The sequence below is a fragment of the Marivirga atlantica genome, assembly GCF_016734805.1.
GTDB lineage: Bacteria > Bacteroidota > Bacteroidia > Cytophagales > Cyclobacteriaceae > Marivirga > Marivirga atlantica.
Map to the genome: position 1 here is coordinate 229097 of NZ_JAERQG010000003.1, position 15939 is coordinate 245035.

The window sequence follows — 15939 nt, forward strand, 5'->3', positions numbered from 1 at the left end:
ATTTTAACAGCCCTCTTTTATAAATTATTAAATGCTGGTTAATGCCTGTTCAATATCCCAGATTATATCCTTAGCATCTTCCACTCCTACAGAAATTCTTACCAAACTTTCGGTAATGGCTATTTCCTGACGAATGTCTTCATCTACATCGGAGTGTGTCATTGTTGCCGGATGTTCAGCTAGTGACTCTGTGCTTCCTAAGCTCACTGCGAGCTTAATCAACTTCATGCTATTTAAAAATCTGAATGCTGCCTTCTCTCCACCTTTTATATCAAAAGCAACCATGGCACCTTTGTTACCTCCACATTGCTCTTTGAATATTTTGTATTGGCGACCATCTGCTTCTGTAAGATTGCCAAGATAATATACCTTATCTACCTTTGGGTGGCTATTTAAGAATTCTGCTACTTTCTCAGCATTCTGAGCTTGCTTTTCCATTCTTAATTTCAACGTCTCTAATGAGCGCATCAACAACCAGCCTGTATGTGGACCAGCCATATTTCCCATAAAGGTTCTCATACCCTTCACTCTACCGATTAACTCAGCAGAACCTAAGCAGGCACCAGCCACAAGGTCACTATGACCTCCAATGTATTTAGTAGCTGAGTAGATCACTAAATCAGCCCCGAGCTGTAAAGGATGCTGCCATATTGGACCCATATAAGTATTATCTACTCCAACGTAAATAGGATTTTCTTCTGTTTTGAGCTCATCAGCGATTTCTCTAAACATACTGATATCAACAAGCGCATTAGTTGGATTGGCAGGAGTTTCAAGGTAAATGAAAGAGATTTTATCTTTCAAACCGCTTTTCTCAATCTTTTCCATCACGGCTTCCTTATCATCAAGAGGAGAAACACCCACACATTGAATATTGAAGTTAGGTAATACCTTAGTTATCAGGTGATCCGTTCCGCCATAAACAGGCATAGAGTATAAAACTGCCTGACCAGGTTTCAGAAACTCAAACAACATAGAGCTAATGGCACCCATCCCACTTTCAAAGATCGCTGCGTCTTCTGATCCATCCCATAGACTTAATCTATTTTCTGTAATCTGAAGATTTGGGTTATTTAATCTGCTATAAATAAGTCCGAGCTCCTCTCCTTCCGATTGAGTCCTTTTTCCATAGGCAATCTCAAAAAAGGCTTTGCCATCTTCTGCTTTTTTGAAAGCAAAAGTAGATGTTTGAAAAATTGGGCATTTAATGGCCCCCTCTGATAATTCCGGCTTATATCCGAAAGACATCATCTGGCTTTCCGGTGCAAATTGATGATCACTCATATTTTCTTACTTTTTATTCAAATGTAGATTTTATTTCTGAGTAATTAAATAATTTAGTGTTATCCTCTTTAATTATTAATTTTACAGATAATTCATCTAATAATACCGATTGAATATTATGGAAATAGATAATTTTTCTACAATTAAGCTTGACGAAACAGATTTACAGATCATCAGACTGCTGCAACATAATGCACGTATTACTAATAAAGAGCTGGCCGCTAAACTTGACTTAACACCTACACCTGTTTATGAGCGGGTAAAACGACTGGAAAGGATGAAGGTAATTAATCAATACGTAGCGCTAATAAACCCTAAATTAATCGGAAAGGATTTAATGGCGATCTGTATGCTAAGACTTGAGAAACACACCAAAGAAAAATTAGCAGATTTTGAAGCTCACGTTGCCACAATTCCTGAAGTGGTAGAATGCTATCATCTGGCCGGACAATATGACTACCATTTGAAAGTGCTCGTAAAAGACATGAATACTTTTCAAGATTTCATTGTTAACAAGCTATCGGTAAATGCTAACCTTTCAAATATACAGAGTTCATTTGTGATGTCGAAAATCACTGATAGCACAGCAGTACCGATTGATTAATAATTGAGTAACTTTGGTTACATAACAGCTCAAGGCTTTTGTTAACTTTACCTTTTAAACATTTAGATATGAAGAAATTTTTCTTTTACAGCTTTATCGCTCTTATACCTTTATCAGCCTGTTCACAAAAATCAGATAAAGAACAAAGCGATGCAATTAAACAGATTAAAGTAGCAGAATTAAACCAAATAGATTTTGCAGCCAATCCTGAGTTTGTGCTTATAGATGTACGAACTACTGAAGAAGTAAATGATGGCGCAATAGCAAATAGTAAGCATATTGATGTACTAGAGCAAGACTCTTTCAATAATGCTGTGCAAGAACTTGACAAATCAAAAACCTATTACCTCTATTGTAGATCTGGTGGCAGAAGCACTCGTGCTGCGGAAATGATGAAGGCAATGGGATTTGAAAACCTCTATAATGTAGAAGGAGGAATTACTGCGTGGAAAGGTCAAGGCTTTCCTATAGAATAAGCAATTTTCAGTAAACGATATAGTCATTTGTCGGTTAATACCTTGAGGAAACTCCTCGGGGTATTTTTTTATCAAGAAATTTTTAAAATGGCAATAGAAAGCAAAAATCCATTGAATAACGAGGTTGTTAAAACCTTTTCGGAAGAACCGGACGAACTTATATTAGAGAAATTAGAGAACGCACACACTACCTATAAAAACTGGAAACAAACCAGCTTTAGTGAGCGAAGCACTTTAATGAAAAAGGCTGCTGAAGTATTAAGAAATAACAAAGAAAAGTATGCAGGCCTCATGACCCTGGAAATGGGAAAAGCTAAAAGAGAAGCCATTTCTGAAGTAGAAAAATGTGCCCGCTGTTGCGACTACTACGCTGATAATGCAGAAGAATTTCTCTCCAATCAAAAACTGGAAGTACCTGATGGCAAAGCTTACATTGCATATGACCCAATAGGCCCTGTCTTGGCAGTTATGCCATGGAACTTCCCTTTATGGCAGGTATTCCGCTTTGCAGCACCTAACCTGATGGCAGGGAATGTAGGACTGCTTAAACATGCCTCCAATGTACCTCAATGCGCTAAAGCTATTGAAGAAGTGTTTGTTGAGGCTGGCTTTCCTACCGGTGCCTTTCAAACGCTCATCATTTCATCTTCAAAAGTCAACATGATTTTAGATGATGAAAGAGTTGTGGCAGCTACACTCACAGGCAGTGAATATGCCGGAAGTAAGGTGGCTGAAAGAGCAGGCAAAAACCTGAAGAAGACAGTGCTTGAATTAGGAGGAAGCGATCCTTTCATTGTGTTGGAAGATGCCGACATTGAAGAAGCAGCTAAAACTGGTGCTAAAGCGAGGATGATAAACAACGGCCAAAGTTGTATTGCCGCCAAGCGTTTCATTCTACATAAAAATATTGCTGATGATTTTCTGGAGAAGTTTAAAGCAGAATTTGAAAAGCTCAAAATTGGTGATCCGGACGATGATGACAACGATTACGGCCCTATGGCACGAGAAGACTTGGCCGATGAATTGTTAGAACAAGTAAACAAATCTGTTGATAAAGGAGCTAAAATCTTAATTGGTGGCAAACGTATGGATAGAGAAGGCGCATTCTTCGAACCTACCATTTTGACAGATGTTAAACCCGGCATGCCTGCTTATGAGGAAGAATTATTTGGTCCTGTAGCCATTGTTATAATAGCAGAGTCCAATGCAGACGCTGTAAGAATTGTGAATGATTCCAGATTTGGATTGGGCGGTTCATTATGGTCACAGAATATAGAAGAAGCACAGAAGCTAGTCAGACAGGTTGAATCTGGTGCAGTTTACATCAACAAACTGATGGCTTCACATCCGGCTGTTCCGTTTGGAGGCATCAAAATGAGTGGTTACGGGAGAGAGCTATCGCATTTGGGGATAAGAGAGTTTATGAATGAGAAAACTATCTGGATCGCCTGAATAGATAATTAATAGAATTTTGTAAGCCTTACATCCAAGAATTTTCACCATATTAAGTGAATGGATGTAAGGCTTAAATTTTTAGGTGGTGCACAATCAGTTACTGGCTCCAAATATTTGCTGGAGGTTGATAATTATAAGCTGCTTGTAGACTGCGGACTTTTTCAAGGACTCAAGAAGTTAAGGTTACGTAATTGGGATGACTTCCCTGTTGAAACCGACAGCATTGATGCCATCTTGTTAACCCATGCTCATTTAGACCATAGTGGTTATGTACCACGTTTGGTAGCACAAGGATATGATAAAAATATCTATTGCACAGCCTCTACAGCAGCCTTACTTGAAATTCTTTGGAAGGATTCAGCCAAACTGCAAAAGGAAGAAGCAGACTTTGCCAGACAAAAGGGTTACAGTAAGCATAAGAATCCCACAGGACTTTACACGGAAGATGATGTTGAAAGTGCTTTAAAATTAATAAAAACGGTTGACTTCAATCAAACTTTAGAATTGAATGAAGTCATTCACGCAAAATGGTCCAATGCAGGTCATATCCTTGGTGCTTCATCTATTGAATTGACCTTAAGAGGAACTCTACAGCAAAAAACCATCATTTTTTCAGGAGATCTCGGAAGACAAAAAGACCCGGTTATGCTTCCGCCATCAACTTACGATCAAGCAGATGTAGTGCTCATAGAATCAACTTATGGTGATAGAATCAATATTCTAGATAATGTAGAGGGCAATCTGGCCGGGCAAATAAATGAAACGCTCGATGAAGGGGTTGTACTCATTCCTGCCTTTACTGTTGGTAGAACACAGAGTTTGCTATTTATGCTTCACCAGTTGATGAAAGCTAAAAAAATTCCAGATGTACCTGTTTATATTGATAGCCCCATGGCCATAAGTGTCACTAAACTTTATGAACAATTTGATCAGGAACATCGCCTGCATGATAAAGACATTTTTGAGGATAAGAATTTTCATTATATAAGAAGTGCAGAAGCCTCTGCCGGTTTGAAAGATCTTAAAAAAAGGGCTATCATTATTTCTGCAAGTGGCATGATTACGGGTGGCAGAATTCTCAATCACCTTTTTCACAGAATTGAAAATGAGCATGACTTATTACTATTTGTAGGCTATCAGGCTGATGGCACCCGAGGTAGGGATATTCTGGAAGGAAAGGATGAAATAAAAATATTCGGTGAGTACAGAAAAGTTAAATGTAAAACATACAAGATTGATGGGCTATCAGCTCATGCCGATCAGACCGAATTAATCCAATGGTTTAATCATATTAAGGACAGCCCTAAATTCACCTTTCTGGTACATGGTGAGGTCGAAGCAGCAAATGAAATGAAAAAGCTTTTAGCAGAAAGAAGCTTACCTAACTTGATCATTCCAGACTATTTGGAATCTTTTGAGTTGTTTCAGGGCATTTAATGACGCATTGATTATATATTATTAAAAGAGCTAGTGAATAGTTTTATGGTATAGCCTCATGTATTTATCAAAATCGGCAATCTGAAATTAGAAAATCACCCCCTTCTTGACCTAAATCTACCTGCAGCTGCTTTTCTGAAAGATATTAACAACTCAATAGTCTCAATCATAAGAGATCTAATCAACTAAATATTTAGTTAAAAATAACAAAATAGTTTTGTAACTAAGTTTTTAGTTATAAATTACAACCCTCAATCATTTGAATAAAAGTGCAGCAACTAACAAGAGCAGAAGAAGAAATAATGCAAAAGCTTTGGGAACTGAAAGAAGCAAGAGTTCGCGATGTCCTGGAGATTATGCCTGAGCCTAAGCCAGCTTATAATACAGTAAGTACTATTATCAGAATTCTTGAAAGGAAGGGCGTGGTAGGTCATCAGATAGAAGGTAAAGGTTATATATACCACCCTATTCTAAAGGAAGAGGAGTTTAAAAAGCAATCTATCAAACATTTGATAACTGATTATTTTGAAGGTTCTTTTCACAAAATGGCCTCATTCTTTGCTAAGGAAGAAGACCTTAACAAAGAAGAAATAGAAGAACTCTTAACTCATTTAAAGGAGAATAAAAAAAGAAAATAATGGTAGCATTTAATTATATCATTCAGCTAAATATAGCCTTCACTATATTGCTAGGCATATACTATTTCACCTTAAGAAAGCATACCGATTTCCGCTTCAACAGATTCTATTTACTGGCAATAGCCCTATTTGCTTTGGTAGTTCCGTTGATAAAAATACCTGTAATCAGTCAGTTGGAGATACTAAAATTCCCCTTGCTAAATGCTGATGAGGGAGTAAACAGTATGGCAAATGAAGCAAGTAAGTTTGACGGTTTCCTGATACAAGAGCTTATTGCTATTTCATATTTCAGCATAAGCCTCATCTGCCTGGTGATACTCTTTGTTAAACTTGGCAGAATGTTTAAACAGGTAAAAGCAATGAAATCAAGTGCCTCTTTTGATTCTGATAACAATATTTTCATTCTTAATGCTACTATTGCACCTTTTACCTTCTTAAGGTGGTCTTTTATTCCTGAGGCCCTCAAACATGAAAAAGAAGCTTCGCTCATAATAGCCCATGAGCAATCTCATGCCAAAGATTTACATAGCATAGACATTATCATTGCCGAGCTCATGACATGTCTGCTGTTTATCAACCCCTTACATCGGGTGTATAAAAGATATATAGCTGACAACCACGAGTACCTGGCAGATGCCGTTGCCGTACAGCATGATGATGAAGCAAAATATACAGACTTATTGGTAAAACATGCCCTGTATCCTTCTCATATGAGTATGGCCAGTTTTTTCTCTAAACCCACAATTTTAAAAAGAATAAATATGATGAAAACAGAAAAGAAGAATTTAAGAACAAAATACGCAGCTACCTTTATAGGGCTTCTATTCATAACTATTATGGCTTGTGATTTTCAGTCAGAAGAAGAAGCTATCGTGATAGAAAACAATCAAAACAAAAAGGTTAATGGCCCTGTAGACGTAGATAGTGACCAAATTTTCACTGTTGTGGAAGATCAAGCTTTACCTGTTGATGGTATAGACGAGTTCTATGATTTTATTGCAGAGGAGCTTGAAAACAAGTATCCTAAGCAAGCACAATCGCTAGGTATTGAAGGTGTTGTTTACGTTCAGTTTACCATCGAAAAAGATGGAAGCCTTTCCAACATCACAGCCGTTAAAGGCATTGGTGCCGGATGCGATCAAGCAGCCGTAAATGCGGTGGCTTCTTACGGTAAGTGGATTCCCGGTAAGCAAGCGGGTGTTACTGTAAGATCACAAAGAGTAGTACCTATCAGGTTTGTGCTCAACTAAAAAAGACTATAGATATATAATTGCAAATCCTGCCTAAGTGCAGGATTTTTTTTTGTTAAATGTATTTTCGATTTGATTAACAAGCCTGCCAAACAATCAATTATTAGAGGATAAATCCATAAAAAAACCCTAGCAATACTGCCAGGGCTTTAAAACAAAATGAATGGTTGTTTACTATTATCTTAAGAAAAGCATTTCTCTGTACTTCGGTAATGGCCAAAGCTCATCATCTACATACAGTTCAAGCTTATCAGCAGCATATCTGATTTTCTCAAAATAAGCTTCTTTAATATCAGAAGCATATTTAGCTGCTCTTTCATGCATATCTTCAATCTTATTAAGCTCTTTACGCTTTTCTACCATTTCGTGTACCAAGCTGGTAAGGTCTTTCGTATAGCCACTGATTAATTCAATGTTCTTTACTATCTCCTTATTATCAAGTTTTAGCTGTGCTAAGTTTTGTGCATTCTGTGCTAAAGTGTTCTGGTACTTCACAGCAGTAGGGATGATTTGGTTTAAGGCAATATCTCCCATCACTCTTGCTTCAATTTGAAGCTTCATCATATAATTTTCCAGATAAATTTCATTTCTGGCTTCAAGCTCTTCGGCAGTCATCACTCCATGCTTAGCAAATAAGTCTTTCGACTTCTTAGAAACAAAAGCTTCCAATGCTCCTGGAGTATTTTTCACGTTAGGCAAGCCTCTTTTTTCAGCTTCCTTTTCCCACGCTTCAGAATAACCATCACCTTCAAATCTTACTTTCTTCGAAGCCTTGATGTAATCTCTCAGAATGTTAACAATAGCGATTTTCTTGTCAGTACCTTTATCCATTTCAGCTTTCACCGCTTTGTGGAAATCCGTTAACTGCTCTGCTACTATTAAATTAAGAATAGTCATCGGCTGCGCTACGTTCTGATCAGAACCTACCGCTCGGAACTCAAACTTATTACCGGTAAAGGCAAAAGGAGAAGTTCTGTTTCTATCCGTATTATCAAGTATAATTTGAGGGATTTTATCAATACCGAGCTTCATATACATGTTCTCGCCCTTATCGATTTTAATATTACCCTTTTCCTCCAATTCATCAAGCACAGCCGTTAACTCTGAACCAATGAATACAGACATAATAGCTGGTGGCGCCTCATTAGCACCTAATCTGTGGTCGTTACCTGCTGAGGCAATAGAAGCTCTCAATAAATCACCATTGTCATAAATAGCTTTGATGGTATTTACCAGGAATACCAAAAACTGAAGGTTCTCTCTGGCACTGCTGCTAGGCTGGAATAAGTTGGTACCTGTATTGGTAATTAACGACCAGTTGTTGTGCTTACCACTACCATTTAATCCTGAAAATGGCTTCTCATGAAATAAAACCTGAAGGTTATGACGTTCCGCTACGCGCTTCATCACATCCATCATTAAGCTGTTGTGGTCTGTTGCTACGTTAATATCTTCAAATAAAGGAGCCACCTCATACTGACCTGGAGCTACCTCGTTGTGTCTTGTACTTACAGGAATTCCTAACTTTAAAGACTCAATTTCGAAGTCCTTCATATAGTTATAAATTCTGCTAGGGATGGCACCAAAGTAGTGATCATCCAGCTGCTGACCTCTTGCCGGGTTATGACCGTACAAGGTTCTGCCTGCCATTACTAAATCAGGACGGGCCATATATAAAGCCTTATCAACAAGGAAGTACTCCTGCTCGCAACCTAATGAAGCATTTACTTTATTAACATTTCTATCGAATAGTTGAGCTACTTTAGTAGCCGCTGCATCTACAGCTTCCACAGCCTTTAATAAAGGTGCTTTGTGGTCAAGCGCCTCACCAGTGTACGAAACAAAAATAGTAGGAATACATAAAGTTCTCCCCCAAACAAAGATAGGCGAAGTAGGATCCCAGGCGGTATAACCTCTTGCCTCAAAAGTAGTTCTTAAACCACCATTAGGGAAAGATGAGGCATCCGGCTCTTGCTGTACAAGCATAGAACCTGCAAACACTTCAATACCTTTTTGTGCATTGAAGAAAGAATCGTGCTTTTCTGCAGTAGCACCTGTTAGTGGTTGAAACCAGTGCGTATAGTGTGTAACACCTTTAGTGATAGCCCATGTTTTTACTGCTGATGCTACCTGATCCGCAGTTTCCATATCAATCTTTTTGCCCTTGTCGATTGCCTGCTTAATTTTTTTGAAAACATCAGGTGACAAGCTCGCTTTCATTTGATCCAGCGAAAAAACATCCGTCTGAAAATAATCTGAAATTTTGTTCGAAGGAGCTTCTATCCTTTCGGTAGTCCTTTTTTGAACAATGTCTAGCGCGTGTAAGCGTGAATGAGCCATTTTTTATGTTTTTTGATTAGAATTCAATACAAAATTAAGAGGATTTACAAGATTTTTACAAAATCGAGTTATTTTTTTAACCAAATCAGAAAATTTTAGTGAAAAAATCTGAAAACCAGGTAAAATTTAAAATCCACTTAATAAGATGTGAGTTTCATCGGCTTTTTGCAATCCTTAAAAGCTTTAATAAGAGTAAATTAAAGCTTATCTTTGCAGTCCCAAAATTGAAAAGCAGTAGGAATGGACAAAAAAGTAGCTTTTTATACTTTAGGATGTAAACTCAACTTCTCTGAAACCTCCTCAATCGCCAGAATGTTTGAAGGCCGAGGTTATGAAAAGGTGGAGTTTCAGGAAAATCCCGACATATTCGTGATTAACACCTGTTCTGTGACCGAGAACGCAGACAAAAAGTGTAGAAAAGTAGTAAAGGAGGCTCGAAAGATCAACCCTGATGCTTTTGTGACTATTATTGGTTGTTATGCCCAGCTGAAGCCAAAAGAAATTTCAGAAATTAAAGGAGTAGATGCCGTTTTAGGCGCTGCAGAGAAATTTCAGCTGATTGATAAGCTGGATGGCTTTACCAAAAAGAAAGAAACACAAGTGCTAGCTTCGGAAATTAGCGAAGCCAAAACTTTCAATAATGCCTATTCTATAAACGACCGTACCAGAACTTTCCTAAAAGTACAGGATGGCTGTAATTACCATTGTGCTTTCTGTACCATTCCGCTGGCACGTGGCAAGAGCCGTAGCGATACCATCGAGAATATTGTAAAAAGTGCGGAAGAAATTGCCGCATCTGGTGTGAGAGAAATCGTACTCACAGGTGTGAATACGGGTGACTTTGGGATTCAGGATGGCAGACGGAAAGAGCGTTTCATCGACCTGGTAAAGGCTTTAGATAAGGTGGAAGGCATTGACCGTTTCCGTATTTCAAGCATAGAGCCTAACCTATTAACCAATGAGATCATTGAATTTGTTAGCCAGTCGAGCAAATTCGTACCTCACTTCCATATCCCATTACAAAGTGGAAGTAATAAAATTTTGCGCAAAATGCGCAGAAGGTATTTGCGTGAGTTGTATGTGGACCGCGTAACAAAAATCAAACAGCTTATGCCGTATTGCTGCATAGGTGTGGATGTAATTGTGGGCTTCCCGGGAGAAACAGAAGAAGACTTTTTGGAGACTTATAACTTCTTAAAAGACCTTCCCGTCTCCTACCTACACGTATTTACCTATTCTGAGCGTGCCAATACCGATGCTCCTGAAATGGACAATCCGGTGCCTATGAACATCAGAAATGAGCGTTCACAAATGCTGCGTAACCTATCCGAAAAGATCAAAAGAAAGTTCTACGAAGAAAATATAGGCCGTGAAGACATTGTATTGTTTGAAAATGATGTAAAAGACGGTATGATGGAAGGCTTCACCGACAATTATGTGCGCGTAGTGGCCAAATACGACCCTATCCTCATCAATGAATTGAAGAAGGTAAAACTTACTGAAATCAATGAAAAAGGCTTAATGGAAATTACTGAGGTAGAGACTGAGGTGTTGACCCATTGATACCCATCATCAATAGCATTTAAACCTGGGCCGCATGGTCTGGGAAAGAAAAAAAGCATCCTGAACTGATCAGGATGCTTTTTTTTGAATAGACTTACTTTTTCTTTCTGGCTTTTTTAGGCTGCCAGTTTCTTAGCTCCACTAACCTTTCTGTTAGTGTTTTGGAAAGTCTGCTGCTCACCACATCAAAACCTTCCAAATAATGCGCCTGAAACTCCCCCCTCTTTAGTTCAATAATCGGAATTTCCATTCTTTCTATCCCTGCATATCCATACATAACTCCTCCCCTGGCGGTATTCATACTTTTTGAATTGATCCGACCATTATATTCCGCCTCAGGATTATCATTTATTGGGCCCGCAACACCCATTTCTACTTTATTCAGGCTAATATATTTTCTGTGCGTGGTGGTAAGTATGGTCACAACTAACACCCCATCTAATCCCAGCTTCTCAGCCAATTCTCCGTATCCGGAAGGACCTTTCACATCCACATCAAGTACACCCGCTGTAACCGGATACCAGGTATAGCCTTCAGGCACCGTGCCTGCAAAATTGGTTTCTTTTCCATTTTCAAGACTACTGGTGATCATTTGCGTGAAACCACCGGTTTCAATTTCATCTCTACTATTCATGTAGATTTCCTTCTTTTCAGGTGTGTCGGCAAATTCCGCAGGCTCTAACAACTGTATGTCTACCTCATTAAAAGCCTGTTTCATAGCAGGAAGCATATACTCTTTCAGGTTCTCTATGAGCAGCTTGCTCCCTTCCTCGGAGGTTGTAAAATAAGTGGTGGTAGTCCAGTTTCCGGCCGTATTAGAAGTTGAAGCGGAAGCCGTATACAACTGCATAGTCAATAAACCTATCTTTTTAGGCTGAGGGGTTTTGTCAGCATCCAACAAGCCCACACTGGTAAGTCCTTCGAGCCAATAGGCGCCAGTAAAGCTGGTTTTTACAAATTTACCCCATTGCTTATCCTTCATTTCAGCAATATCTTTAATACTCTTTTGAGCTTGAGCCGGACTAATAAACAGCATGCAGCTAAGGGTGGAAGCCACCAGCAGGTAGCGTAATTTAAAGTTAAAATGTATCATGGTTTTAAAATTTAGTTTATGTTAATTTGAGAGATCTAGTTATTATTTATAAGGCAAGGCCAAAGGTAAACCTGGCAGCCAGTGTAATGAGGTAAAAGTTGCTGTAAGGGCGCATGCTCACCTCATAATTGATGGATCTTGTTCCATAAAATATTTGCTGAAAGCCAATTCTTGCCCCCAGCACGGAGGCTTTCAGCTCCGAATCCTGCTGATTAGGGGCATCATCCTTCTCATCAGCTAAGTTGTTGATGGGTGCGAAAATAAGATCGAGGTACAATTGCTTATCGTAATGGGTATCGTAGATATAGTTATTGTATTCAATTTTGGTATGCTCCCTTTTTCTTCTACAAATCCCCAGCGTAAGGCCAGCATTGGAGGCAATGCCACTGCTATAGCTGTACAAGCCTGCCTTCGCTAAAATATCGGTTTTCACTTCTCCTTTAGCCTTAAAAGAGCGGTTGTAACTTCTCGCATAGCCACCGGATACGCCATAGGAACTCTCCAGCACTATCTTCACCTTGCCATTTTCTTTCTCACCTGCTATAAGAGGGTACATCACGCCCAGGTTGAGCTCCATAGGTTTGGCTGTATAAGATACGCCTTCTCTTTCAATATGCCCCACTCCTACCAATTCACGATGGCCCTGAAACCAAAGTGTGAGAGGCAATTGATCCAGGTCGTATTGCGCACGGGCATCTGCCGAAATCCCTAATACGGTGGCCCCTCCTAGAAACATAGCGCCTCCCAATCCAACAAAGCCTTTGTGGACATCCACATCTGCTTCCAGCACCTTATAGCTGACTTTCTGTGCGTTAAGTGGACAAGACATGCATAGCATGAGTATGATAATTAGATTTTTTTTCATTATTTAAGGGTTTAGTTATGGAAAAATTACTCCCCGCCAGCTGGCAGGGAGCTGCTCTCTTTCAGAAGTTCTCAAAGTCATCAGAGAGCAAATGACTTTTTATACTATGCTTTTTATAGGCAGCGCAGAGGCTGCATAAAGACAAAAGATTATTTTTATGTGCAATTGATAAGATGGTTCTGTTCATGACTTTGAGAGTTATTGTTAAGTCAAAATTCCGATTAATATCAGCCTATTCTTATCGTGGTAATTGGGTATTTATATGTGGAAATTACGTAAAAGGCTTCTTGAGAGCACTTTAAAAACGATTGGAAAAACCATTGGAGCCAGCCTCCTGCTAGTAGTCTATTTTGGCAGTCATCTCTCATTTGGGCAATCCCATGAGGTAGATTCAGCTGCTTTTTACAGGGAAATGGCGGTGCAAACCAGCTATAACAATACAGACTCTATGCGATTGATGTTAGCAGCTTACAAACGCCACCTCAATCAGGACCCGAAAAAGGAAAGTGATTACCTCTCCATATTGGGCATTTATTATCAGCAAAAATCCCAATATGACTCTTCCCTGTATTATCAGGATCGTGCCTATGAACTGGCCTCCCAAATTCAGGATTCGGTTTTGCTGGCGCAAATCATACAGCGAAAAGGTAATGTGCATAAATACCTGGGGAATTATGAGCTGGCGATGGAGTTATTTTTTCAAGCAATGTCCATAGCTAAAGCCCAGAATGATACTAAAACGGCTGCCACTGCCGGTATGGCTATAGGGCAGGTATATGGCTATATGCAAGAATATGACAAAGCTAGGGACATCATTAGCGAAAGCCTGGAGTACGTTCAGCAAGACCCTGATGATCGCGTGCTCTGGAGCTTACTGATTGAGCGTGGCAATATCAATACCATGACGGGCATGCTGGATGCTGCCGAACAAGATTACTCTCAGGCTAAAGTGATAGCGGAGAAATTAAACCTGATGGAAGGTAGAATGCTGATCTACTCCAACCTGGGGGCAGTATATTTCTTTAGAAATGAAATGGACAAAGCCATTGAAAGCTATCAAAGAGGGGCTTTACTGGCTGATTCTGTTGGGGACAAGATTTCCTATGGAATAGCGGAAATGAATACTGGTGAGGCCTACTATACCATAGAAGAATTTGAAAAGGCCGAAGAAAAACTGCTCCAAAGTCTGGAGCTTTTCAGCGAGCTAAAAAGCAAGAATTTCATAAAAGACAATTACTATTACCTCTATGAAATGGAAAGCCGCAGAGGAGATGATAAGAAGGCTTTAAAATACTATCAGCTACATGCTGCCTATAAAGATTCCATCATCAACGAGAGTAACTTAAATAAAATAGCCGAGCTGCAAACACAATACAAAACGGTAGAAAACGAAAAGCTACTGGCAGAAAATCAATTGGAGATCCAGGAAAAGGAAGCGCAGATCTTCTACCTCTATGCCGGCTTTGCCTTATTCATCATTCTGGCTTTTGCTGTCTACTACCGCTATAAAGCCAATCAACGACATAAAATGCAGCTGGCCATTGCTCAGGAAAGAGAACAAGGCTTACAAAATGTAGTGATGGCTACGGAAAGCGAGCGCAACCGCATCAGTAAAGACCTGCATGATGGTGTGGGCCAACAGCTTTCTGCACTCAAGCTGGCACTGGCTGATTTATCGAATAAGGTAGAGGGTGAGGCCAGGAGTGAAGTAGAAAGTATTGCTTCCCACTTTAAGCAATCGGCCGATGAGGTGCGCTCCATATCGCATCAGATGATGCCCCGCGCTCTAATGGAAAATGGTTTGGTAGAAGCTATAGAAGATATGCTCCAGCAAGCTTTTGCCTTCTCCTCCATCAGCTACCAATTTGAGCATAAAAATGTAAACCAGCGCTTTGATGAACATATAGAGATTGGCCTTTACAGAGTACTGCAGGAGTTGATCAATAACATCATCAAGCATTCCCAGGCGAGCAATGTTCAGGTGCAGTTGTATAAGGTAGAACAACAGCTGATGCTGCTGGTAGAAGATGATGGTAAGGGGTTAGAAAATAAAGCCACCAAAGGATATGGCCTGAAGAACATAGAAAGCAGGCTGAGCATTATTCATGGAAAAGTGAATTTTGAATCTGCCGGAGGAACTACCGCCATCATAAGTGTACCTGTAAAATGAAGTATCAGCTTATTTTAGTAGACGACCACAAGCTGGTGGCTGAGGGGATCAGTACCTTAATTGGGCAGTTGGAGGATTTTGAACTCATAGCCCAATACAATGATGCCCGTGAAGCACTCAATAAAGTGCCGCTCTTAAAGCCCGACCTGCTGATCACCGACCTGGATATGCCCTACCTCAACGGACTGGAGCTTATCAGCCAACTGAAACAGGATAATAGCCCGCTTAAGTTTGTGCTCTTGACCATGCACCTCGACCGAGCTACCGTAAAGCAATGTATGAAGCTGGGTGTGGAAGGCTATATTCTCAAGAATGCCCAGGCCAGCGAATTCCAACATTGTCTGCAAACCATTAAGGCAGGCCATAGCTATTATACCCCCCAGGCCATGCAATCGCTGGTAGACAAAGCCAGTGAGATCAAAGCCACGGCTTTAAAGAAAACACAGCTTTTATCTACCCGGGAGCTGGAAATACTGGTGCTGGTAGCCAAAGGACTTTCCACCAAAGAGATTTCCGATGCTTTGCATATTGCTGTACGCACTACGGAAACCCATCGCAAAGCCATTATGCAAAAGCTGGAAGTAAGCAATGTAGCGGGCATGGTACGCATAGCCGTGCAGGAGGGTTTGTTGGGGTAAGATTTAGTGCTTATTAGATTGACGAAGTAGAGACTGAGGTTTTGACTCATTAATAATTGTAATTAGCAATTAACCTTTTACATGTAGAGATTGGAATCAGACTGATTTATAGGTTCTTTTCTAATA

At 39.7% G+C, this 15939-nt stretch carries 13 protein-coding genes; 9 read left to right on the plus strand and 4 right to left on the minus strand.

Features of this window, described 5'->3' with window-relative positions; all coding sequences use genetic code 11:
* Window positions 1–27: 27 nt before the first annotated feature.
* Window positions 28–1284 carry a cystathionine gamma-synthase family protein gene (locus tag JKP34_RS12715; RefSeq protein ID WP_201922031.1) on the minus strand — a complete coding sequence of 419 codons (1257 nt, stop codon included), beginning with the start codon at window positions 1282–1284 and terminating at the stop codon, window positions 28–30.
* A gap of 118 nt (window positions 1285–1402) precedes the next feature.
* On the opposite strand from JKP34_RS12715, the gene JKP34_RS12720 reads away from it, so the two are divergent.
* The 6 genes from JKP34_RS12720 to JKP34_RS18205 all read left to right on the plus strand — a co-directional run bounded on the left by JKP34_RS12720 (window position 1403) and on the right by JKP34_RS18205 (window position 7144).
* Window positions 1403–1888, plus strand: a complete 486-nt coding sequence (locus tag JKP34_RS12720) for an Lrp/AsnC family transcriptional regulator (RefSeq protein WP_236664998.1) — start codon at window positions 1403–1405, stop codon at window positions 1886–1888.
* A 68-nt stretch (window positions 1889–1956) separates the two neighbouring features.
* Window positions 1957–2364: a rhodanese-like domain-containing protein gene (locus JKP34_RS12725; protein WP_201922034.1), complete on the plus strand. Its 408-nt coding sequence runs from the start codon at window positions 1957–1959 to the stop codon at window positions 2362–2364.
* A gap of 87 nt (window positions 2365–2451) precedes the next feature.
* Window positions 2452–3816 (plus strand): NAD-dependent succinate-semialdehyde dehydrogenase, encoded by a 1365-nt coding sequence (locus JKP34_RS12730; protein WP_201922037.1) that lies wholly within the window; start codon window positions 2452–2454, stop codon window positions 3814–3816.
* Window positions 3817–3876: 60 nt separating this feature from the next.
* Complete coding sequence (locus JKP34_RS12735) at window positions 3877–5256, plus strand: MBL fold metallo-hydrolase RNA specificity domain-containing protein (protein ID WP_201922039.1); 1380 nt, start codon at window positions 3877–3879, stop codon at window positions 5254–5256.
* Window positions 5257–5525: 269 nt separating this feature from the next.
* Window positions 5526–5894 (plus strand): BlaI/MecI/CopY family transcriptional regulator, encoded by a 369-nt coding sequence (locus JKP34_RS12740; protein WP_201922041.1) that lies wholly within the window; start codon window positions 5526–5528, stop codon window positions 5892–5894.
* Window positions 5894–7144, plus strand: a complete 1251-nt coding sequence (locus JKP34_RS18205; RefSeq protein ID WP_236664999.1) for a M56 family metallopeptidase — start codon at window positions 5894–5896, stop codon at window positions 7142–7144. The genes JKP34_RS12740 and JKP34_RS18205 overlap by 1 nt, the downstream gene beginning before the upstream one ends.
* Before the next feature lie 177 nt (window positions 7145–7321).
* Here JKP34_RS18205 and JKP34_RS12750 read toward each other — a convergent pair whose 3' ends face one another.
* Window positions 7322–9484: a glutamine synthetase III family protein gene (locus JKP34_RS12750; RefSeq protein WP_201922043.1), complete on the minus strand. Its 2163-nt coding sequence runs from the start codon at window positions 9482–9484 to the stop codon at window positions 7322–7324.
* 240 nt (window positions 9485–9724) lie between these two features.
* Between JKP34_RS12750 and mtaB the strand changes: the two genes are divergently transcribed.
* Window positions 9725–11047: a tRNA (N(6)-L-threonylcarbamoyladenosine(37)-C(2))-methylthiotransferase MtaB gene (gene mtaB / locus JKP34_RS12755; RefSeq protein WP_201922045.1), complete on the plus strand. Its 1323-nt coding sequence runs from the start codon at window positions 9725–9727 to the stop codon at window positions 11045–11047.
* A 94-nt stretch (window positions 11048–11141) separates the two neighbouring features.
* On the opposite strand, the gene JKP34_RS12760 is transcribed toward mtaB, so the two are convergent.
* Both JKP34_RS12760 and JKP34_RS12765 read right to left on the minus strand, forming a co-directional pair.
* Entirely contained in the window at window positions 11142–12140 is a 999-nt protein-coding gene (locus JKP34_RS12760) for a hypothetical protein (RefSeq protein ID WP_201922047.1), read from the minus strand.
* A gap of 46 nt (window positions 12141–12186) precedes the next feature.
* Window positions 12187–13005, minus strand: coding sequence for a hypothetical protein (locus JKP34_RS12765; protein ID WP_201922049.1), 819 nt, complete (start codon window positions 13003–13005; stop codon window positions 12187–12189).
* 262 nt (window positions 13006–13267) lie between these two features.
* On the opposite strand from JKP34_RS12765, the gene JKP34_RS12770 reads away from it, so the two are divergent.
* Both JKP34_RS12770 and JKP34_RS12775 read left to right on the plus strand, forming a co-directional pair.
* Entirely contained in the window at window positions 13268–15175 is a 1908-nt protein-coding gene (locus JKP34_RS12770; RefSeq protein WP_201922051.1) for a tetratricopeptide repeat protein, read from the plus strand.
* On the plus strand, window positions 15172–15813 hold the full coding sequence (locus JKP34_RS12775) for a response regulator (protein WP_201922054.1): 642 nt from the start codon (window positions 15172–15174) through the stop codon (window positions 15811–15813). The genes JKP34_RS12770 and JKP34_RS12775 overlap by 4 nt, the downstream gene beginning before the upstream one ends.
* The last annotated feature ends 126 nt before the right edge of the window (window positions 15814–15939 follow it).